Source organism: Actinocatenispora thailandica, assembly GCF_016865425.1.
GTDB classification, from domain to species: Bacteria; Actinomycetota; Actinomycetes; order Mycobacteriales; family Micromonosporaceae; genus Actinocatenispora; species Actinocatenispora thailandica.
Genome location: NZ_AP023355.1, coordinates 2,950,869 through 2,971,180 on the forward strand (window position 1 = coordinate 2,950,869; position 20,312 = coordinate 2,971,180).

A 20,312-nucleotide genomic window follows, 5' to 3' on the forward strand; every position below is an offset into this window, starting at 1 on the left:
CGACTCGCCGCCGGGAACCGCTTGCGGCCGGCCGCCGGACCGTCCTGGTCGCGGTCAGCGACGTGGACTCGCCGCCGGGAACCGCTTGCGGCCGGCCGCCGGACCGTCCCGGTCGCGGTCAGCGACGTGGACTCGCCGCGGAGAAGCGCGAGGGCTGGCGGGCGGACCGGCACGTCAGAGCATCTCTCGCAGCACCTCCTCGACCCCGCTCGCGGTCAGCCCGAACGCGCGCTCGGTCTCGCCGGCGTCGACCAGGAACCGGCCGGTGTCCATGAACCGGGTCTCGAACAGCTCCGGCCAGAACGGGTCGGTCAACCCGAGCAGGGACACCTCCCGGTCGGTCATGGTGGCCAGCGTCGGAACCGGCGCGCCGGCCAGCGCCGCGAAGCGGATGGCCAACTCGCGCATGGTCGCCGGGATGGTGGGCGCCAGCCACGGCCGGCCCCAGGACCGGTCGTCGCGGGCGACCGCGACGAGGGTGCGCGCCACGTCGCCGATCGCGCTGAACGAGTGCAGGTGGTCGAGTTCGGCCGGTACCAGCGCCGGTCGGCCGGCGCGCACCGGGGCGGCGACGAGCAGCGAGAACAGCGATACGGCGCCGGCACCGAGGAACTGGCCGGCGCGGACCTCGGCCGCGCGCACCCGCCCGGCATCGTGTGCCTGCTTCGCCTCCCGCCACATCGCCGCCCGGGTGGCACCCTTTGGGCCGGTCGCGCGTTGCGGGGTGTCCGCCGTGACCGGGCCTTCCACCGGTCCGTAACCGTAGAGGTTGCCGAGCATGACGTAGCCGGCGCCGGTGCGTTCGGCGGCCGTCCGGATCGCGCCGAACAGCGGTGGGATCGTCTGCGGCCAGGTGTGGTACGAGGTGGCGGCGCAGTTGAACACGGTGTCGGCGCCGTCGGCCAGCCGGGTCAGTGCGGCGGAGTCGGTGGCGTCGAGCGCGACCCGCTCGATCCCGGGCTCGTCGGCGCCGCCGCGCCGGTGTACGACGCGCACCTTCTCCCCGTCGGCGGCGAGCAGCCGGGCGGTGGTGAGCGCGGTGGCACCGCCGCCGACGATGACGTGCAGGGACATGGTTCCTCCGGAATGAATGTCGGGCGATCGTGGTTCGGTGGGCATGAACGCAGTTCCAGACTCCGGCCCGGGCCCGGCAGCAGCCACGGGTCGGCCGGCCAGAACTCCGGAGGATCGGGCCATGCATCGCCTCGCCGTGGTCGCCGTGCCGCCGGTGACGAGCTTCGAGCTGTCGATCCCCGACATCGTGTTCGGTCAGGCCCGCGCCGGCGCCGAGCCGGCGTACGAGGTGGTCTGCTGCACCGCCGATCCGGGACCGGTGCCCGGGATCGGTGGTGTCGGGCTGACCGTCGATCGGGGACTCGACGCGCTGGCGGGCGCGGCGACGGTGCTGGTGATCGGCGGCGCCGACCTCGCGCCCCCCGCGGCTCCGGTCGTCGCCGCGTTGCGCGCCGCGCGCGCCGCCGGAGCGCGGCTGGTCGCGCCGTCCTGCGCCGGCGCGTTCCTGCTGGCCGGGTGCGGTCTGCTGGCCGGCCACAGGGCGGCGGTCGGGCCGCAGCTCGCCGAGCGGTTCCGCCGCCGTCATCCGGACGTCACCGTGTCGGAGACGCTGTACGTCGCCGATGCCGGGGTGTACACCTGCGCCGGCCACGCCGCCTCGATCGACCTGTGCCTGCACCTGGTCGGCGCCGACCACGGTGCGGCGGTGGCCGGTGCCATCGCCCGGGCGCTGGCGGTGTCGCCGCCCCGGCCGGCCGAGGCGGCACCGCCGGCCGAGCCGGTCGCGCCGCCGCCGGCGGTGTCGCTGGCCTCGACCCGGGAGTGGATGCTGGCCCGGCTGGGCGAGCCGGTCGCGCTGGCCGAGCTGGCGCGGCATGCCAACACCAGCGTGCGGACGCTGACCCGGCGGTTTCGCGCCGAGACGGGATCCAGCCCGCTGCGGTGGTTGCTGGCTCGGCGGCTCGACGAGGCCCGGCGGCTCCTGGAGACCACCGACCTGTCGGTGGACGCGGTGGCCCGGCGCGCCGGCCTCGGCACCGCCGATTCGCTGCGGGCGCATTTCGCCCGCGAGCTCGGCCGTACGCCGAGTTCCTACCGCGCCGGCCACCGCGCCGGCTGACCCCCGCACCGAGTGCTACGGCCACCGTGCAGCGGCCGGGCCGACGACGAGGCTGCTCGGCCGGTACCGCTCAGCCGGTCAGCAGGTGACGGACCCGGTCCGGGCCGAGGGCGACCAGCAGCGTCGGCAGCCGCGGGCCGGTGTCGGCCCCGACGAGCAGCCGGTACAGCAGGGTGAAGTACGACCGCTGCGCCGCGCGGACCGCCTCGTCGGCGGGTGCGTCGGCCGGCGCGCCGTCGAGCCGCTTCGGGATCCCGTACACCAGGGCGGTCACCGCGGCGAGGTCGGGGCAGCCGGGCAGCTCCTCGACGAGCAGCGCGAGCCCGTCCCGCTGCGTGCCGGTGAGCGTGGCCAGCAACGCGTCGTCCGGCTCCGCGCGTACCCGGGTGCGTCGCTCCGGCGGTACGTGCCGGGCCAACCAGGCCGCCGCCAGGGTGCGCCGCGGCTCGACGTCGGCGAGCCGGAGCGCGACACCTTCGACCTGCCCGAGGATCCGCTCGGTGGAGGCCGGATCACCCGCGGTGACATCCAGTACCGAGGTGAGCAGTCGCCAGGGCACCGCCCGCTGCGGCGCGACCAGCCCCGGTCCCGTGACCAGTCGGTCGGGTGCGGTCGACTCCGGCGCCGCCGGCCGGCATGCGGGCAGGTTCGGTGCGACGGCCCGGCGGTACGCGACGCCGCGAGCGGGTGCGGCGGTGCCGTCGGCGACCTGGGCGGCGAGCCGGTCCCATTCGTCGTAGAGCCGGGTCACCTCGGTGCCGAAGTCGATGGTGATGGCCTGCTGCGGCCGGCGGCGCGCGTACAACCAGCGCAGCATCGCCGGTTCCAGGATCGCGAGCGCGTCCGCCGGGGTGGGGGCAGCGGCGCCGGACGAGGACAGCTTCGCCACGCCCCTGGTGCCGACGAAGCCGTACCCGAGCAGCACCGGCGGCCGGGCCCCGAACACCTCGGCGCAGATGCGCCGGCCGACCCCGAACGACGAGGACGGTGCCGCGTGGTCGGCGCCGGCCGACTCGAACGCGACCGGCTCCCCGGCCCAGCGCATCGGCCAGTCGACCTTCCAGGCGAGCTTGCCGTGATTGGTCTCGGCGAGCCGGAACCCGTCCGGACCGCACTGCACGCAGACGTACCGCAGCGCCGTGCTCTCCTCCCGGTAGCCGGTGATCCGGGTGTCGTCGTGACCGCAGCGCCGGCAGTACACCCGGTACGGCCACGCCGACGCCGGCTCGCCGCCGCCGCTGCGGGCGGCGGCGAGGATCGCGGCGATCCGGTGCCGTGCGGCCATCGCGGCCAGCACCGCATCGGTGTGGTGCCCGGCGGCGTACCGGGCGGACTGGCTGACCACGCGGACCCGGATGCCCAGCTCGGCCAGCGCGACGCGCAACGGTGCGGCGAACCGCGCCGCCCAGCTCGGCAGCTCCCCGTACGGGTCGGGCACCTCGGCCAGCGGCCGACCGACCTGCGCACCGAACGATGCCGGCACCCCGGCCGGGAGCCGGCGCAGCCGGTCGTGGTCGTCGAGGAACAGCACGTGCTCCACCGGTACGCCCCGGCTGGCGAGCTCGGCCGCGACCAGGTGCGGGGTGAGCAGCTCACGCAGGTTGCCCAGGTGGATCGGGCCGGACGGGCTGATCCCGGAGGCGCAGACGAGCGCACCGTCGCCGCCGCGGCGCCGGTGTTCGGCCAGCGCGTCGTCGGCCGCGCGGGTCACCCAGTCGGACCCGGCGGGCGCCGACCGTCCGCGGCGCCCGGCCGGGTCCGGGCGAGCAGCGGCGGGGTCGGTCGGGGGCGCCGGGACGGCGGGGGAGCGGCTGGCGACGGTGGCCGCGTCGTGCGGCGTGGTCGGCGGGGCGCTGGACGGACGAGACGGTGTTGCGGGACTGGACACGATGACCTCGCGGGATGCCGGAACGGGCAGGGCCGGCGGTGCGCTCCGAACCCGCGAACGGGCGTGTCGGTGTGGCTGGTGGCAGCACCGGACGCCGGACCGCCGTGCGGGGGCTGGCTCAGCTCCCCTGGGCGCGGGTCCGGCGCGGTTTGCGCTGGCTGCCACGGATCATCGTGGCCATCCTACGGCGTGGGCTGCGGCGACGGTACGCACCGGCTCACTCGCCGGGCGCGCCGGTGGCCGGTTCCCGCGGTGGGGGCGTGGTCTGGTGCTGGCAGTCGCACCAGGCGCGGCCCTTGCAGTCCTGGTGCCGGCGCTCGCGGCAGGCCAGACAGATCATGCCGGTAGTAACGCATTCCGGCCGGCCACCGCGCAGGCCGGTGGCGGCGGAGTCACCCAGCCGGGCCGCGGCGGCACGGGCCGTTCACCGGGACCATCGTCCGGCCGGGACACCAGCGGCGCACGCCGCCCTCGGCGAGGACACCAGCGGCGCACGCCGGTTCACGGCGTGCGCCGCTCGCGTCGCGTCCGTCGACGTGGTCAGATCAGGGTCGGCTCGGCACCGGTGTCGGTGGTCATCGGCCGCCCGGCGGCGATCCAGGCGCGCATCCCGCCGTCCAGGTTCACCGCGGACAACCCCTCCTGCCGGAGGTAGCTGGTCACCCGGGCGGACCGGCCGCCGGACCGGCAGACCACGACGATGCGCTGGCCGTCCGGTAACTCGGGGATCCGCTCCGGCACGGACCCCATCGGCATGTGCAGTGCGTTGGCGATGTGTCCCGCGGCATACTCGTCCGGCTCGCGGACATCGAGGATCAGCGTGTCCTCGGCGACCGCGTCGACGTCGATGGCGGGGACGCTCGGGGGTTGTGGCATCACACGGCCACCGTACCCAGCCGGGCGGGCTGGACACCGATGTTGTCGGGAACTTTTCCGGACCGAACGGACAGCCGGCTCGGCCGGTCAGCCGATCTCGGTACGCAGTTGCAGCTCGCTGTCGTCGGTGCGGGTCACGTCCAGGTCGGCGGTCTTCGCGGCGAGGATGACGTCCTCGATGCCGTCCAGCCGCTCGGCGGCGCACACCGCCCGGGCGAGCCGCCCCTTGTACGCCTTGTTGTGGTGGCTGACGGTCGCCAGCCGGCCGTCCGGTCGGGGGAGACGACCCGAACGGTGATCGCGTCGGGCAGCGGGCCGAGCGCCTGGTACATCGAGGAGCGCAGGTCCAGCACGGGGCCGCCGGCGAGCGCGGCGGTCAGCGCCGGTCGCCACACCGATCGCAGCGAGCCGAGGCCGGGCAGCCGGATGCCCGCCGAGAGCCGGTACGCCGGGATCTCGTCGCCGGCCCGTACCGCGCCGAACAGGGCCGACGCGACGACCAGCCGCTCCTGTGCCCGCTGCCGGTCGGCGGCCGGCAGCGACGGGTAGTCGAGCGCCTCGTAGAGCACCCCGGTGTAGCGCAGCAGCGCCGGCGTCGTCGCGGAGTGCCACAGCGCCCGGTTGGCGGCGAGTTCGGCGTCCTGCCGCGCGGAGAGCCGCAGGACGGTACGGGCGAGGTCGACGTCGGTCGAGGCGGCCTGGACCGCGGCGATGACCCGGGACCGGATCGGACCCAGCGACGGGAACGACAGCCGGGTCAGCTGTAACGGGGCACCCTGACCGCCTGGCGCCTTGGTCTCGGAGGGCGGCAACAACACGAACACGGGACTGGACGTTACCGGCGACGATGGGTGTCCGAGCCATCGCCCAATTCGTGCACCTTGCGTACCGCAAGTGGCGACTTCGCTTCTGCACGTTCGGCTGATTGTATGTGCTGTGAGAGCGGCCACAGTATGTTCGGCGGCTTTTGCCGTACCCATGCGGTATTGGAGGCCCGATGACAGCGCTGGCTCTTGAGTCAGTGTCCAAGACGTTCCCGAGCGGAACGGTGGCGGTCGACGCACTGGACCTGTCGGTGTCCGACGGCGAGGTGATGGTGCTGCTCGGGCCCTCGGGCTGCGGCAAGTCCACCATCCTGCGGATGGTGGCCGGGCTGGAGGACCCGACCGACGGAGTGATCCGGTTCGACGGGGAGATCGCCAACCGCTGGTCGCCGCGGGAGCGCCGGGTCGCGATGGCGTTCCAGGACTTCGCCCTGTACCCGCACATGTCGGTGCGCGGCAACCTCGGCTTCCCCTCAAGCTGGCCCGGCAGGCTCCCGAGACCGTGACCGAACGGGTCGCCGATCTCGCCGCCGCCCTCGGCGTCGGCGACACCCTCGACCGCCGGCCCGGGCAGCTGTCCGGCGGCCAGAAGCAGCGGGTGGCGATGGGCCGGGCGATCATCCGCGAGCCGCGGGTCTTCCTGCTCGACGAACCGCTGTCCAACCTGGACAGCGCGCTGCGCCAGGGTCTGCGGGCGGAGATCTCCGGCCTGGTCCGCGGCATCGGCGTGACCACCATCTACGTCACCCACGACCAGACCGAGGCGCTGACCATGGCCGACCGGGTCGCCATCCTGCGCGACGGCCGGATCGAACAGCTCAGTACCCCGAACGGCGCCTACCGGGCGCCCGAATCGCTGTTCGTCGCCGCGTTCCTCGGCACCCCGCGGATGAACCTGCTGTGGGCCACGGTGTACGCCTACCTCGACGACCGGCTGCTGCTGGATCTCGGTCACCAGCACATCGCGCTGCCCTGGTCGGATCCGCGGGTCCGCGACCTGGTGCGATACCACGGCGAACAGGTCATCGTCGGGCTGCGGGCCGAGGCGGTCACGCCGGTCGGCGCGGGCGGCGCGGGGACGCTGCGCGGCATCGTGCGCTACGCCGAACACCTCGGTCACGAGACGATCGCGTACCTGGACGTCGGCGGTGCCGCCGCCGGCCTGGACGAGCTGACCGGCGCCGGGCACGAGGCGGTCCTGCCGGTGGAGAGTTCACTGCGCCGGTGGTGGCGGCAGCGCCGCGGCGGTTCGGCGGAGCCGTCGCCCGATCCCGGTCCGGTCGCCGAGACCGACCCCGGCCGGCACGAGCAGCAGGTCGCGGAGTTCGCGCTGCGGCTGCCGCCGTACGCGGCGCCCAAGGTCGGCGAGATCGTCCCGATGCGCGCCGACCTGTCGCAGCTGCACGTGTTCGACCGCACCGGCCGGCGGATCAACACGCGCGGCACTCTGCCGCGCTGATCGCCGGCCGAGGCGCCGGGCCGCTCAGGCGGTCTCGCCGAAGATCGGGAAGTCGGCGAGGAACTCCCGGACCTGGGCGGCGGTGTCGGCATGGCCGGACTCGTCGCCGTCGGCCGCGGCCCGTACCGTACGGTCGATCCACTCGGCGACCTGCGGCATGTGCTGCGGGGCGAGGCCGCGGGTGGTGATCGCCGGGGTGCCGAGCCGGATCCCGGACGGGTCGAACGGCCGCCGCGGGTCGAACGGGACGGTGTTGAAGTTCAGCTCGACCCCGGCGGCGTCCAGCGCCCTCGCCGCCACCTTGCCGGTGACGCCCTTGTTGGTCAGGTCGACCAGCAGCAAATGGTTGTCGGTACCGCCGGACACCAGCTGGTAGCCGCGGTCGGTCAGCGCCGTGGCCAGTGCCTGCGCGTTCGCCACGATCCGGTGCGCGTACTGCCCGAAGTCGGGCTGCGCGGCCTCCCGCAGCGCCACCGCGATCGCCGCGGTGGTGTGGTTGTGCGGCCCGCCCTGCAGCCCCGGGAAGACCGCCTTGTCCAGCGCTTTCGCGTGCTCGGCGGTGGACAGCAGCATCGCTCCGCGCGGGCCGCGCAGCGTCTTGTGCGTGGTGGTGGAGATGACGTCGGCGTGCCCCACCGGACTCGGGTGGGCGCCGCCGACGACCAGCCCGGCGATGTGCGCGATGTCCGCGAGCAGGATCGCGCCCACTTCCCGGGCGATCTCCCCGAAGGCGGCGAAGTCGATGGTGCGCGGGATCGCCGTACCGCCGCAGATGATCAGCTTCGGCCGGTGCCGCCGGGCCAGGTCACGGACCTCGTCGAGATCGATGCGGCCGGTGTCCCGGCGGACCCCGTAGTGCACCGCGTCGAACCACCGGCCGGTCGCCGACGGTGGCGCGCCGTGGGTGAGGTGCCCGCCGGCCGGCAGCCCCATCGCCAGCACCGGATCGCCGGGCTTCAGGAAGGCCAGGTAGACGGCGAGGTTCGCGGGCGAGCCGGAGTAGGGCTGCACGTTGGCGTGCTCGACCCCGAACAGTTCCCGGGCCCGCTCGACGGCCAGGTCCTCGACCTGGTCGATGACCTGCTGCCCCTCGTAGTAGCGACGATGCGAGTACCCCTCGGAGTACTTGTTGGTCAGCACCGTGCCGGTCGCGGCGAGCACCGCGGGGAGACGTAGTTCTCCGACGGGATCAGCCGCAGCACGTCGAACTGGCGTCGCCGCTCGGCGTCGACCAGGCCGGCCAGCTGCGGATCGGTGTCGTGCAACGCGGACATTGCCACCTCCAGGAGGGCAGGACGATCGTGGTTGCCACACCCAGGCGCGCGGTGCGGCCGACGTCGCTCCCCGGTGGTGCCCCACCTTGCCGCGCCAGTCGCGTACCGCCAGCATAGGTGCGCCGCCGCCGGCGGGGACGGCCCGGTGCCGCCCGCCCGTGGCGGGGTCGGCGCCAGGCGGTGCGCTGGGCGGCGATCGCGAACGGGTCCGGCCGCGCACCGGCTCGCAGATCGCGGATGCCTCGGCGGCATCGGGCCCGGTGGGAGTACGTCACGTCGCATCGCGCCGGCCCGCCGTCGCCGGATACCGTCGGCGGGGCAGTGGTGGTGGCCGCCGCGGCGGCCCGGCGGATCGTGCCGCGATCGGCGGCGGGGAGGGGCACCGTGCACAGCTACGACACGTTGCGGGTCGACGAGCTTCGCCGGCGTGGGTCCATCAAGTGGACCCGGCCGGAACCCGACGTGCTGGCCGCCTGGGTGGCCGAGATGGACTACCCGCCGGCGGCGGCGGTCGTCTCGGCGTTGCGCGACGCGGTCGACCGTGGCTACACCGGCTACCCGCCGGAGGACGCGACGACCGGTCTGCCGGCCGCTACCGCCGCGGTCCTCGCCGAGCGGGGACTGGCCGTACCGGCGGAGCGGATCCGTCTGCTGCCGGACGTGCTGCGCGGCATCGAGCTCGCCATCGGCCTCTACTCCGCGCCGGAGCGCCCGGTGCTGGTACCGACGCCGGCGTACCCGCCGTTCTTCGAGGTGACGCGGGTCTGCGGGCGGACGGTCGTGCCGGTGCCGATGATCCAGACGGCGGCGGGACACGGCTACGACCTGGCGGCGATCGACGCGGGCTTCGCCGCCGGGGCGGGCACCCTGATCGTGTGCAACCCGCACAACCCGCTGGGGCGTGCGTTCGACGCGGCCGAGCTGCGCGGCCTGGCGGAGGTGGTCCAGGCGCACCCGGGCGCCCGGGTGATCGCCGACGAGGTACACGCGCCGCTGGTGTACCCGGGCGGCCGGCACGTGCCGTACGCGAGCGTGTCGCCGGCCGCTGCCGGCCACTCGGTGACGCTGGTGTCGGCCTCGAAGGGTTGGAACCTGCCCGGTCTCAAGTGCGCCCAGGTGGCGCTGACCAGCGAGGCCGACGCGCGGCGCTGGGACTCGCTGGCGCTGGTGCAGACGCTCGGCGCGAGCACCCACGGCATCGTCGCCAACCTCGCCGCGTACTCGGCGGGCGCCGGCTGGCTGGCCGACACGGTGTCCTACCTGGACGGGAACCGCCGGCTGCTGGCCGAACTGCTGGCCGAGCACCTGCCGGCGGTGCGGTGGCGGGCGCCGGAGGCCACCTATCTCGCCTGGCTGGACTGCCGCGGGCTGGGTGTCACCGACCCGGCCGCGTTCTTCGCCGAAGAGGCGCGGGTGCTGGTCAACGACGGCGCCGCGTTCGGCGCGGACGGCCGCGGGTTCGTCCGGCTCAACTTCGCGACCTCGAAACCGATCCTGCGCGAGATCGTGCGCCGGATGGGCGCCGCGGTGGCCGCGCACGCGCCGGCCGGTTCCGGTCCGGCACAGCCGATCTGAGCCGTCCGGCCGAGGTACCGGTCGGTGTCGTCGGCGGACGCTACGGTGACCGGGCCGTGGCGGAGAAAGCTGTCGCCGGTGCGGCTCGGGTCCACGTAGGCTCGACCGCTGCGCCGGCGGGGCGGCAGCCATTCCGGGCGGCTATTCTCGGTCCGTCGACTTGCCGGCCGGCCAGTTAACGATATATCGTCCGACTAACGTGATAGGGCTACTACGGGGAAGGTCGGTGTGCTTCTCAGACTGCTGCGGGTCTACTTGCGCCCGCACACCAAGGCCATCGTCCTGGTGGTGCTGTTCCAGTTCGTCCAGACACTGGCGACGCTCTACCTGCCGACGCTGAACGCGGACATCATCGACAACGGCGTGATCAAGGGGGACACCGGCTACATCCTGCGGTACGGCGGGATCATGCTGGGGGTCGCGCTGGTCCAGATCGTGTGCGCCGCGGTCGCCGTCTACTTCGGCGCGAAGACCGCGATGGGCGTCGGCCGCGACATCCGGGCCGGCATCTTCGATCGGGTGCAGACCTTCTCGGTCCGCGAGGTCGGCCAGTTCGGCGCGCCGTCGCTGATCACCCGTACCACCAACGACGTGCAGCAGGTGCAGCTGCTCGTGGTGATCTCCCTGACCCTGATGGTGTCCGCACCGATCATGTGTGTGGGCGGCATCCTGATGGCCCTCAACCAGGACGTGCCGCTGTCGGCGCTGCTGCTGGTGATCATTCCGGTCCTGGTGGTCGTGGTGACCCTGGTGATCCGGCAGCTGCGCCCGCTGTTTCGCACCGTGCAGAAGCGCATCGACACCGTCAACCGGGTGATGCGCGAGCAGATCACCGGCATCCGGGTGATCCGCGCGTTCGTCCGGGACGGGTACGAGCAGCGCCGCTTCGCCGAGGCCAACGGCCAGCTGATGGACGTCTCGCTCGCGGTCGGCCGGCTGATGGCGATCATGTTCCCCGCGGTGATGCTGGTGATGAACCTGTCCAGCGTCGCGGTGCTGTGGTTCGGCGGGCACCGCATCGGCCACGGGATGGAGATCGGTGCGCTCACCGCGTTCCTGAGCTACCTGATGCAGATCCTGATGTCGGTGATGATGGCGACGTTCATGTTCATCATGGTGCCGCGCGCCGAGGTGTGCGCCGAGCGCATCGAGGAGGTGCTCGACACCGACACCAGCGTCACCGTGGTGCCCGACCCGGTCACCGACCTGACCGTGCACGGCGAGTTGGAGCTGCGCAACGTCGAGTTCGGCTACCCGGGCGCCGAGCAGCCGGTGCTGTCCGGCATCGACCTGACCGCCCACGCCGGCCAGACCACCGCGATCATCGGGTCGACCGGCAGCGGCAAGACCACCCTGCTCAACCTGGTACCCCGGCTGTTCGACGCGACCCGGGGCAGGTGCTCATCGACGGCGTCGACGTCCGGCAGCTCGACCCGGCACTGCTCGCCCGCACCGTCGGCCTGGTGCCGCAGAAGCCGCACCTGTTCGCCGGCACGGTGGGCAGCAACCTGCGTTACGGCAACCCGACCGCGACCGACGACGAGCTCTGGCACGCCTTGGAGGTGGCCCAGGCCCGCGACTTCGTGGCGGCGATGGAGGAGGGCTTGGACGCGCCGATCGGGCAGGGCGGCTCGAACGTCTCCGGCGGTCAGCGGCAGCGGCTCGCGATCGCCCGGATGCTCGTCCAGCGGCCGGAGATCTACCTGTTCGACGACTCGTTCTCGGCGCTGGACTATGCCACCGACGCCGCTCTTCGTGGCGCGCTGACGGGCGAGACCCGGGAGGCGACGGTGGTGATCGTGGCGCAGCGGGTCGCGACGATCCGGCACGCCGACCGCATCGTCGTGCTCGACGAGGGCCGTGTCGTCGGTACCGGCACGCACGAGGAGCTGATGGCCGGCAACGAGACGTACCGCGAGATCGTGCTGTCCCAGCTGACCGAGCAGGAGGCAGCATGAGCGAGCGGGAGGGAGCGGTTCCGCGCCGGCGGCCGGCTGGCGGTGGGCACGGGCCCATGGGCGGCGGCATGATGCCGGTCGAGAAGTCGATGCACTTCGGCGCCTCCAGCAAGCGGCTGATCCGGATGATGCGGCCGGACCGCGCTCGCGCCTTCGGCATCCTGGCGCTCGGGCTGGTCAGCGTGGCACTGCAGGTGATCGGGCCGAAGATCCTCGGTCATGCCACCGACGTGATCTTCAGCGGCGTGGTCGGCGGCCGGTTCCCGAGCACCGTGACCAAGCAGCAGGTCATCGCCGGTCTGCGGGCGAAGGGCGACAGCAAGATCGCCGACATGCTGGCGGCGATGCACTTCGTACCGGGGCAGGGCATCGACTTCGGCGCGGTCGGCCGGGTGCTGCTGTTCGCCGCGGTGGCGTTCGCGGTGGCCGCCGGGCTCGGGGTCTGCCAGGGGCGGCTGACCGCCACGGTGGTGCAGCGGCTGGCGTTCCGGATGCGGCAGATGACCGAGGAGAAGCTGGCCCGGCTGCCGTTGAGCTACTTCGACTCGCAGCCGCGCGGTGAGGTGCTGTCGAGGACCACCAACGACATCGACAACATCTCGCAGACCCTGCAGCAGGCGCTGAGCCAGCTGGTCACCTCGCTGCTGACCATCGTCGGCGTGCTGGTCATGATGCTGTACATCTCCCCGCTGCTCGCGGTCGTCGCGCTGGTGACCGTGCCGGTGTCGCTGGTGGTCGCGATGGTGATCGGCAAGCGGGCGCAGCCGCAGTTCCTCAAGCAGTGGGCGAGCACCGGCAAGCTGAACGCGCACATCGAGGAGATGTACACCGGGCACGCGCTGGTGAAGGTGTTCGGCCGGCAGAAGGAGGCGGCGGACACCTTCGCCGAGCACAACGACGCGCTGTACGGCTCGGCGTTCAAGGCGCAGTTCATCTCCGGCATCATGCAGCCGGCGATGATGTTCATCGGCAACCTGAACTACGTGCTGGTCGCCGTCATCGGTGGCCTGCGGGTCGCGTCCGGCAACCTGTCGCTGGGCGACGTGCAGGCGTTCATCCAGTACTCGCGGCAGTTCACCCAACCGATCACCCAGGTGGCGGCGATGGCCAACCTGCTGCAGTCCGGGGTGGCCTCCGCCGAGCGGGTCTTCGAACTGCTGGACGCCGACGAGCAGGTCGCCGACCCGGCGCAGCCGCAGCGCCCGGCGCAGATCACCGGGCGGGTCGCGTTCGAGCAGGTGTCCTTCTCGTACGACAAGGACAAGCCGCTGATCTCCGACCTGTCGCTGTCGGTGCGGCCGGGGCAGACGGTGGCCATCGTCGGCCCGACCGGGGCGGGCAAGACCACCCTGGTCAACCTGCTGATGCGGTTCTACGAGGTGAACTCCGGCCGGATCACCCTCGACGGGGTCGACACCCGGACGATGTCCCGGGACGAGCTGCGCCGCCGGATCGGGATGGTGCTGCAGGACACCTGGTTGTTCGGCGGCACCATCGCCGAGAACATCGGCTACGGCGTGGACGGGGTGTCCCGGGACCGTATCGTCGAGGCGGCTCAGGCCACCCACGTCGACCGGTTCGTGCGCACCCTGCCGGACGGGTACGACACGGTGCTGGACGAGGAGAGCTCCAACGTCAGCGCGGGCGAGAAGCAGCTGCTCACGATCGCCCGGGCGTTCCTCACCGAGCCGACGATCCTGGTCCTGGACGAGGCGACCAGCTCGGTGGACACCCGTACCGAGGTGCTGATCCAGCGCGGCATGACCGCGCTGCGTTCGGGTCGCACCAGCTTCGTCATCGCGCACCGGCTGTCGACGATCCGGGACGCGGACCTGATCCTGGTGATGGAGCACGGCGACATCGTCGAGCAGGGCACCCACGACCAGCTGGTCGCCGCCGACGGCGCGTACGCCCGGCTGTACGCCGCGCAGTTCGCCGAGGCGGTCACCGATCCGGACCCGGTCTGACCGGCGTGGCCGCTCGACCCCGACCGGGGCCGAGCGGCCACGATCAGGAATCGTCGTCGGTGTGCACCGACAGCAGGCCACGGCGGAACGCCTCGGCCACCGCGGCGGCCCGGTCGTTGACGCCGAGCTTGGTGTAGATGTTCAGCAGGTGGCTCTTGACCGTCGCCTCGCTGATGAACAGCCGGGCCGCAAGTTCCCGGTTGGTGGTGCCGCCGGCGACGAGTTCCAGTACCTCGATCTCGCGCCGGCTCAGCGGCTCGGCCGCCGGTGTCCGCACCCGGTGCATCAGCCGGGAGGCGACCGACGGGGCGAGCACCGACCGGCCGGCCGCGGCCGCCCGGACCGCGTGCAGCAGTTCGTCCCGCGGCGCGTCCTTGAGCAGGTAGCCGGTGGCGCCGGCCTCGATCGCCGGCAGCACGTAGCCGTCGGTGTCGTAGGTGGTGAGCACCAGCACCCGGGACTCGACGTGGCGCCGGGCCAGTTCGGCGATCGCGGTGACCCCGTCCATCCCGGGCATCCGCAGGTCGAGCAGGATCACGTCGGGCCGCAGCGCCTCCGCCCGGCGCACCGCCTCGGCGCCGTCGGACGCCTCGCCGACCACCTCGAACCCGGGGTCGGCGGCGAACATGCCACTCAGCCCGTCCCGGACGACGGGATGATCGTCGGCGATCAGCAGCCGTACCGGATCTGTCATGCGTCCGCCTCCGGGGTCGGGATCCGTGCGCTGACGGTGGTACCGAGGCCGGGTTCGGACTCCACGGTGAGGCCACCGGCCAGCGCCTCGATCCGCTGCCGCATCGCGATCAGGCCGAAACCGCCGTCGCTACGCCGTGCCGCCGGTGCGGCGGGGTCGAACCCGCGCCCGTCGTCGCGGACGTCCAGCGCCACCTCGTGTGCGAGGTAGGACAGGGTGACCCCGACCCGCCCGGCGCCGGCGTGCTTGGCGACGTTGGCGAGCGCCTCCTGCGCCACCCGCAGCAGCGCCACCTCGGCGTCGGTGGCCATCGGCCGGACCGTACCGGTGGTGGTGGCCTGGGCGTCGATCCCGCTGCGCGCCGACCAGCGCCGCGCGACCTCGGCCAGCGCCTCGGACAGCCGGCCGGTCTCCAGCGGCTCGGGTCGCAGCTCGTGCACCGAGCGGCGGGCCTCGGTCAGGCTCTCCCGGGCGAGTGCGGTCGCCGCGGCGAAGTGCCGGCGCCACCGGCCCGGGTCGTCGGCCGCCTGCTCGGCGGCCTGGAGTTGGGTGACGATGCCGGTCAGGCCCTGCGCCATGGTGTCGTGGATCTCCCGGGCCAGCCGCTGCCGTTCGGCGGCGACGCCGGCCTGGTGGGCCTGGTCGAGCAGCTGGCGGTGCAGCGCCGCGTTGTCCGCGAGGCTCGCCGCGAGCCGCTCGTTGGCCGCGCTGACCTCGGCCAGCGCCTGCCGGCGCTGCCGGTCCTGGCGGTCGAGGTTCTGCCGCAGCCAGGCGTAGCCGCACATCGGCAGTGCGTTGGCCACGAGGATCGCGGCGTAGGTGGCGATCCCGGCGGCGTCGTCGCGCGGCACCGCGTAGGCCTGGGCCGTACCGGCGACCACCGCGATCGCGGCCACCGCGGCGAGCTGGCCGGGCCAGCGCACCAGGCGGTAGGCGTACACGTAGCCGGCCGGCGCGAAGAAGCCGAACCAGGGGGCGCGCAGCACCAGCACCATGGTCAGCGCCGCCACCCCGGCGACGAAGACGGCCATCACCACCGGCCGGTCCCGCCAGCCGGGGTGCAGGGTGAACAGGCCCAGCATCCAGCCGGCCAGCACCGCGGCGAGAACCAGCTCGACGAGCGGTGAGCGCCCGTTGGAGTGCGCGATCGGGACGGTGATGGCGGCCAGGACCGCCAGCAGCAGGTAGGGCAGCAGGGTGAGCACCGGCGACCCGCCCGCCCGGCCGGCCAGCCGGGATCGTGCCCAGGTAGCGACCACGGTGCCCCCTCGACGTCCCCGGTGGCCAATCTAACCGGACCGCCGGCCTTGCCGGTGACGTCGAGGGCGCTGGTGGCGCGTGGCGCGGCCATGGTCAGTCCGCCGCGAACGCGCTGCGCACTCCGCGGCCGTTGACGAGTACGACCACGGCCAGCAGCAGCAGCCCGCACAGGCCCTGTTCCAGGCGCAGCCAGAGCGGCAGGAAGCCGGGCAGCGACACGATCACCGCGATCGCGACGAGCATCACCGCGGAGACGATCCGCAGCCGCAGCCAGGCCCGGCGCGATCCGCGGACCGCGCCGCGGGCGAACAGGAACATCAGTACGGCGGTGACCAGGACGATGCTGGCCCGGACCCACGACGCGTCGGTGACCAGCGTGGGGTGGCCGTGCAGCGACACGAGGGCGGCGACCGCGAGCGCGCTGACCGTCAGGTACGTGCCGACGAACGTGCGGGCGGTCCGGAGCGCGGTGCTGGCGCTGGCCCGGTCGGTGCCCACTCGTGGGGTGTCCATGGTGAATCCTTCTCCCTGTTGGCGCCTCGATCTCGGACACCACCAGGCTCGCAGCGCGACCGCCCGGTCACATCGGCCGAAGCCGCCCGGAAAGCCGGTGCCGCGGCGGATCCGCCGGCCCCGCCGATCGGCGGGGACACCCCACCGATCGGCTGATCGAGATGCGGTCGATCGGCCGGTTCATCCCTTGATGCCGGACTCGGCGACGCCCTGTACCAGGTACCGCTGCAGGAACACGAACACCAGCAGCAGCGGCAGGATCGACACGGCGGCCGCGACGAACAGCTCGTGCAGGTTGATCGTCTGGGCGGTCAGGAACGACGACAGCGCCACCTGGACGGTCCACGACGACGAGTCCTGCCCGATCACCAGCGGCCACAGGAACGCGTTCCACGAGCCGAGGAACGTGATGACGCCGATCGCGGCGATGAAGCCGGTCGAGTTGGGCACCACGATGCGCCAGTAGGCGCCCCAGTGTCCCAGCCCGTCCACCCGCGCCGCCTCCTCCAGCTCCTTCGGGAAGCTCAGGAAGTACTGCCGGAACAGGAACGCGGTGAACCCGCTGAACAGGCCCGGCACGATCAGCCCGCGCAGCGTCGAGACCCAGCCCAGCGACGAGACCACCACGAAGGTGGGGACGAAGGTGACCGCGGCCGGGATCATCAGCGTGGCGACGATCGCCGCGAGCACCCAGTTCGAGTAGCGGAACGGGATGCGGGCGAGGCCGTACCCGGCCATCGAGGACAGCACGACCTGGCCGATCGTCTGCAGCACGCTGACCAGCACCGAGTTGAGCAGCGCGTGCGCCATCGGTACCGACGGGTCGGCGAACAGCTCGCCGATGTTGCCCCAGTGCAGGGTGGTCGGGAAGAACGTCCAGTTCGGTGCGGTGATCTCGGCGTCGGTGGCGAGCCCGTTGCGCACCAACAGGTAGAACGGCAGCAGGAACAGCAGCGCCGCGACCACCAGCGCCGAGTACCGGGCGACCGCGCCGATGCGACCACGGGCGCTGCGCGCGTACCCGACCGCGTGTGGACCGTCCATCGTTCCCTCCCTGCCCGTTGCGTCGACCGCGGGTCCGGTTTCCCGCGACGCGGGTGTCAGTCGCGCCGGCCGAAGCCGAACAGCCTGGCCTGCAGCACCGTCACGATCCCGATCAGCAGCGCGAGGATCACCGCACCCGCACTGCCGTGGCCGAAGTCCTGCCCCTGACCGAGCGCGGTGAAGTACAGGTAGACCAGGGGCGGCCGGGCGAACGGCGGGTACCCGCGGGCCGAGCTCATCAGGTTGTAGAACTCGTCGAACGCCTGGTACGCGGCGATCAGGTTGAGCAGCACCACCGCCACCGTGGTGGCCCGCAGCTGCGGCAGCGTGATGTACCGGAACACCTGCCAGCCCGGTCTCGCGCCGTCCACGTACGCCGCCTCGTACAGCTCGCCGGGGATGCGTTGCAGGCCGGCGAGGAACAGCACCATGTAGAAGCCGACCTGCAGCCACAGCCGCAGCGTCACCAGCGCCACCCAGTACCAGGGTGGGCTGGCCGACGACAGCCACGGCACCTGGTCGATGCCGAACAGCCCGAGCAGCGTGTTGGCCAACCCGAACCGGACCCCGTTGAAGATCGACAGTTTCCAGATCAGCGCGGCCACCACGTACGAGCAGGCGGCCGGCAGGAAGAACACCGAGCGGAAGAACGCCCGGGCGAACCGCAGCCGGTGCACCAGCAGCGCCAGGCCGAGCGAGATCGCCACCGTGGTGGGCACGATGAACACCGCGAACACGCTGAAGGTACCCAGGCTCGCCAGGAAGTCGGAGTTGGTCAGCATGTCGACGTAGTTGGCCAGCCCGACGAACGTCGTCGGGGTGACCGTGTTGTGCGCGTCGAAGAAGCTGAGAACGGCACTCCACACGATCGGGACGAACGTGAACAGGATCAGGCCGGCCAGGAACGGCCCGACGAAGACCCAGAACGCCGGCCAGGTGCGCTGCCTGCCGTGCCGCTTCGACCGGCGCCGGTCGGCCACCGGCGCCGGCCGGTCGACCACGTCGCGACTGGTCACTTGTACAGCGTGTTCAGCTGGTGATCGATCTTGCCGATCGCGGTCTTCAGCTCGCTCTCCGGGTGCGAGCCCTTGCGGATGATGTTGTTCAGCGCGTCGGTGTAGGCGGTGTTCATCGGTGCGGTCCAGCCGGGCGTCGCCTGCACCTTGCCGTACTGCTGCACCAGGTCGACGGCGGCCTTGCCGGCACCGGTGGACAGCTTGTCGGCCTTCGCCGCGATGGACTTGCGGGCCGGGATGTGGAACCCGTAGGACAGGTCGAAGTCGCGCTGGTAGTCGGTCTTGTCGATCCAGAGCCACTTCGCGAACGCCTTCGCGGCGTCGACCTGCTTGCTCTTGGCGTTGACCGTCGAGGCGTACGCCCCGATCGGCACCGAGAGCTTCCCGCTGGCGTCGCCCTTGGGCCACGCCACCACCCCGAAGTCGTCGCCCAGCGCCTTGGCCACCACCGGTACCGCCCACAGCCCGGACCACTGCATCGCGGTCAGTCCCTGGGTGAACGCCGACGGGTCGGACCAGTCGGCCGGCGCACCGAGGAGCAGGCTGCCCGAGCTGTACATCTTCCGCAGCGCGGCGAACACCGGCGCCGCGGTGGCCGCGTCGAACCCGACCTTGCGCTGGTCGTCGGACAGGTAGCTCTGCCCGATCGACCACAGCGGTACCGCACCGAGCACGCCGGCGCCGCCGTCGTTGCCCAGGAACAGACCCTTGACCTTCTTGTTCGTCAGCTTCTTCGCCGCACCGGCCAGCTCCGCCAGCGTGGTCGGCACCGAGACGCCGGCCTTGTCCAGCCAGCTCTTGCGGTAGAACAGCATCTGCATGTCGATCGCCTGCGGGATGCCGTAGATCTTCCCGTCGACGGTCTGCGCGTCCAGCACCGCCGGGGTGAAGTCGTCCTTCGCGGCGCCGAACAGCTCGGTCAGATCGGCCAGCTGGTGCGCCCGGACCTGGTCGACCTTGGCCACCGACTGCTCGAACACGTCCGGCCCGCCGCTGCCCACCAGCGCGGTCGCCAGTTTCGTGTCGTAGTCGCCGGCGGTCCACTGCACCTGCACGTCGGCCTTCGAGTACGCCTTGGCGTACCGCTTGACCGCCTGCTCGACGCCGGCCTCGCCGTACTGGTGGTACCACTGCGAGATGGCCGGGCCGGAGCCGCCGCCCGAGGAGCCACGACCGGTGTTGGAGCCGCACGCGGCGAGCGCGCCGGTGGCCGCCAGCCCCGCCGCACCGGCCAGCACGCCGCGCCTTGACAATCCGTTCGGCTTCCGCATCGGTCACCCCTCCGCTGTGTCCACCGCTCCACGGCGGAACGGTGGCGACCACCGGACATTATTCGACACGAACGCCGGTGTCGCGCCGGGCGTTACCGATCCTCGATGCGGGCCCGGCGTGCCACTGCGGGTGCGTTCCGCGGGTACCGGCGGCCCGGTGCGCCGATACTGGCAGCGACGTGGAGGTGGTGTCGATGCCGACGTTGGGCAACGGGAAGATCTGCTACCTGGAGATACCGGCGGTCCGGGTGGCCGAGTCGGCCGAGTTCTACCGTGCCGTGTTCGGCTGGCGGCTGCGCACCCGGCAGGACGGCGCGACCGCGTTCGACGACGCGACCGGCGAGGTCAGCGGGACCTGGGTGACCGGGCGCCCGCCGTCGACGCGGGCCGGCCTGCTCGTGTACGTGATGGTCGACAGCGTCGCGGACACGATCGAGGCGGTCGTCGCGCACGGCGGCCGGCTGGTGCAGCCGATCGGCGCGGACGCGCCCGAGATCACCGCCCGCTGTACCGACCCGGCCGGCAACCTGATCGGTCTCTACCAGGAACCGGCCTGAGC

Annotated in this window: 17 protein-coding genes, 2 pseudogenes and 1 riboswitch; of the genes and pseudogenes, 6 read left to right on the forward strand and 13 right to left on the reverse strand. The window is 72.6% G+C overall.

Features of this window, described 5'->3' with window-relative positions; all coding sequences use genetic code 11:
- Window positions 1–174 precede the first annotated feature (174 nt).
- Complete coding sequence (locus tag Athai_RS13090; protein ID WP_203961749.1) at window positions 175–1,074, reverse strand: NAD-dependent epimerase/dehydratase family protein; 900 nt, start codon at window positions 1,072–1,074, stop codon at window positions 175–177.
- A 121-nt stretch (window positions 1,075–1,195) separates the two neighbouring features.
- Between Athai_RS13090 and Athai_RS13095 the strand changes: the two genes are divergently transcribed.
- Complete coding sequence (locus Athai_RS13095) at window positions 1,196–2,134, forward strand: GlxA family transcriptional regulator (RefSeq protein ID WP_239156902.1); 939 nt, start codon at window positions 1,196–1,198, stop codon at window positions 2,132–2,134.
- 70 nt (window positions 2,135–2,204) lie between these two features.
- On the opposite strand, the gene lysS is transcribed toward Athai_RS13095, so the two are convergent.
- The 4 genes from lysS to Athai_RS13110 all read right to left on the reverse strand — a co-directional run bounded on the left by lysS (window position 2,205) and on the right by Athai_RS13110 (window position 5,722).
- Window positions 2,205–3,845, reverse strand: a complete 1,641-nt coding sequence (lysS, locus tag Athai_RS13100; protein WP_203961751.1) for a lysine--tRNA ligase — start codon at window positions 3,843–3,845, stop codon at window positions 2,205–2,207.
- Between the two features lie 394 nt (window positions 3,846–4,239).
- A complete protein-coding gene (locus Athai_RS34775) occupies window positions 4,240–4,362 on the reverse strand; it encodes a hypothetical protein (protein WP_275422430.1) in 123 nt (40 codons plus the stop codon).
- Window positions 4,363–4,562: 200 nt separating this feature from the next.
- Entirely contained in the window at window positions 4,563–4,898 is a 336-nt protein-coding gene (locus Athai_RS13105; protein ID WP_203965619.1) for a rhodanese-like domain-containing protein, read from the reverse strand.
- A 134-nt stretch (window positions 4,899–5,032) separates the two neighbouring features.
- Window positions 5,033–5,722 carry a YaaA family protein gene (locus tag Athai_RS13110; RefSeq protein WP_203961752.1) on the reverse strand — a complete coding sequence of 230 codons (690 nt, stop codon included), beginning with the start codon at window positions 5,720–5,722 and terminating at the stop codon, window positions 5,033–5,035.
- Between the two features lie 173 nt (window positions 5,723–5,895).
- On the opposite strand from Athai_RS13110, the pseudogene Athai_RS13115 reads away from it, so the two are divergent.
- Window positions 5,896–7,181: pseudogene (locus tag Athai_RS13115) on the forward strand (ABC transporter ATP-binding protein).
- Between the two features lie 24 nt (window positions 7,182–7,205).
- Here the strand turns inward: Athai_RS13115 and Athai_RS13120 are convergent.
- Together Athai_RS13120 and Athai_RS35090 are read right to left on the reverse strand one after the other, a co-directional pair.
- On the reverse strand, window positions 7,206–8,342 hold the full coding sequence (locus tag Athai_RS13120; RefSeq protein WP_338028135.1) for a serine hydroxymethyltransferase: 1,137 nt from the start codon (window positions 8,340–8,342) through the stop codon (window positions 7,206–7,208).
- Window positions 8,315–8,455, reverse strand: coding sequence for a hypothetical protein (locus Athai_RS35090; protein ID WP_338028136.1), 141 nt, complete (start codon window positions 8,453–8,455; stop codon window positions 8,315–8,317). Before Athai_RS35090 ends, Athai_RS13120 begins: the two co-directional genes overlap by 28 nt.
- Window positions 8,456–8,486: 31 nt before the next feature.
- Window positions 8,487–8,567: riboswitch (ZMP/ZTP riboswitch) on the reverse strand.
- Window positions 8,568–8,839: 272 nt separating this feature from the next.
- Between Athai_RS35090 and Athai_RS13125 the strand changes: the two genes are divergently transcribed.
- From Athai_RS13125 to Athai_RS13135, 3 genes and pseudogenes are all read left to right on the forward strand, one after another.
- A complete protein-coding gene (locus Athai_RS13125) occupies window positions 8,840–10,030 on the forward strand; it encodes a MalY/PatB family protein (protein ID WP_239156903.1) in 1,191 nt (396 codons plus the stop codon).
- Window positions 10,031–10,258: 228 nt separating this feature from the next.
- Window positions 10,259–11,988 (forward strand): annotated as a pseudogene (locus tag Athai_RS13130) (ABC transporter ATP-binding protein).
- Window positions 11,985–13,955, forward strand: a complete 1,971-nt coding sequence (locus Athai_RS13135) for an ABC transporter ATP-binding protein (RefSeq protein WP_203961754.1) — start codon at window positions 11,985–11,987, stop codon at window positions 13,953–13,955. The pseudogene Athai_RS13130 and the gene Athai_RS13135 overlap by 4 nt, the downstream one beginning before the upstream one ends.
- A 43-nt stretch (window positions 13,956–13,998) precedes the next feature.
- Here Athai_RS13135 and Athai_RS13140 read toward each other — a convergent pair whose 3' ends face one another.
- The 6 genes from Athai_RS13140 to Athai_RS13165 form a co-directional block, all read right to left on the reverse strand.
- A complete protein-coding gene (locus tag Athai_RS13140; RefSeq protein WP_203961755.1) occupies window positions 13,999–14,649 on the reverse strand; it encodes a response regulator in 651 nt (216 codons plus the stop codon).
- Complete coding sequence (locus Athai_RS13145) at window positions 14,646–15,908, reverse strand: sensor histidine kinase (protein WP_239156904.1); 1,263 nt, start codon at window positions 15,906–15,908, stop codon at window positions 14,646–14,648. The genes Athai_RS13140 and Athai_RS13145 overlap by 4 nt, the downstream gene beginning before the upstream one ends.
- Window positions 15,909–16,002: 94 nt before the next feature.
- Window positions 16,003–16,422 (reverse strand): hypothetical protein, encoded by a 420-nt coding sequence (locus Athai_RS13150; RefSeq protein ID WP_203961756.1) that lies wholly within the window; start codon window positions 16,420–16,422, stop codon window positions 16,003–16,005.
- Window positions 16,423–16,602: 180 nt separating this feature from the next.
- On the reverse strand, window positions 16,603–17,466 hold the full coding sequence (locus tag Athai_RS13155) for a carbohydrate ABC transporter permease (RefSeq protein WP_203961757.1): 864 nt from the start codon (window positions 17,464–17,466) through the stop codon (window positions 16,603–16,605).
- 56 nt (window positions 17,467–17,522) lie between these two features.
- Window positions 17,523–18,482, reverse strand: coding sequence for a carbohydrate ABC transporter permease (locus Athai_RS13160; RefSeq protein ID WP_239156905.1), 960 nt, complete (start codon window positions 18,480–18,482; stop codon window positions 17,523–17,525).
- Window positions 18,479–19,753 carry an ABC transporter substrate-binding protein gene (locus tag Athai_RS13165; protein ID WP_203961758.1) on the reverse strand — a complete coding sequence of 425 codons (1,275 nt, stop codon included), beginning with the start codon at window positions 19,751–19,753 and terminating at the stop codon, window positions 18,479–18,481. The genes Athai_RS13160 and Athai_RS13165 overlap by 4 nt, the downstream gene beginning before the upstream one ends.
- A 194-nt stretch (window positions 19,754–19,947) precedes the next feature.
- Between Athai_RS13165 and Athai_RS13170 the strand changes: the two genes are divergently transcribed.
- Window positions 19,948–20,310 carry a VOC family protein gene (locus Athai_RS13170; protein ID WP_203961759.1) on the forward strand — a complete coding sequence of 121 codons (363 nt, stop codon included), beginning with the start codon at window positions 19,948–19,950 and terminating at the stop codon, window positions 20,308–20,310.
- Window positions 20,311–20,312 lie beyond the last annotated feature (2 nt).

Excerpts from the sequence above, each read along its gene's own strand:
- Athai_RS13090 (WP_203961749.1), bottom strand. The coding sequence starts at position 1,074 with ATGTCCCTGCACGTCATCGTCGGCGGCGGTGCCACCGCGCTCACCACC.
- Athai_RS13095 (WP_239156902.1), top strand. The coding sequence starts at position 1,196 with ATGCATCGCCTCGCCGTGGTCGCCGTGCCGCCGGTGACGAGCTTCGAG.
- Athai_RS34775 (WP_275422430.1), bottom strand. The coding sequence starts at position 4,362 with ATGATCTGTCTGGCCTGCCGCGAGCGCCGGCACCAGGACTGCAAGGGC.
- Athai_RS13105 (WP_203965619.1), bottom strand. The coding sequence starts at position 4,898 with ATGCCACAACCCCCGAGCGTCCCCGCCATCGACGTCGACGCGGTCGCC.
- Athai_RS35090 (WP_338028136.1), bottom strand. The coding sequence starts at position 8,455 with ATGTCCGCGTTGCACGACACCGATCCGCAGCTGGCCGGCCTGGTCGAC.
- Athai_RS13135 (WP_203961754.1), top strand. The coding sequence starts at position 11,985 with ATGAGCGAGCGGGAGGGAGCGGTTCCGCGCCGGCGGCCGGCTGGCGGT.
- Athai_RS13140 (WP_203961755.1), bottom strand. The coding sequence starts at position 14,649 with ATGACAGATCCGGTACGGCTGCTGATCGCCGACGATCATCCCGTCGTC.
- Athai_RS13150 (WP_203961756.1), bottom strand. The coding sequence starts at position 16,422 with ATGGACACCCCACGAGTGGGCACCGACCGGGCCAGCGCCAGCACCGCG.
- Athai_RS13155 (WP_203961757.1), bottom strand. The coding sequence starts at position 17,466 with ATGGACGGTCCACACGCGGTCGGGTACGCGCGCAGCGCCCGTGGTCGC.
- Athai_RS13165 (WP_203961758.1), bottom strand. The coding sequence starts at position 19,753 with ATGCGGAAGCCGAACGGATTGTCAAGGCGCGGCGTGCTGGCCGGTGCG.
- Athai_RS13170 (WP_203961759.1), top strand. The coding sequence starts at position 19,948 with ATGCCGACGTTGGGCAACGGGAAGATCTGCTACCTGGAGATACCGGCG.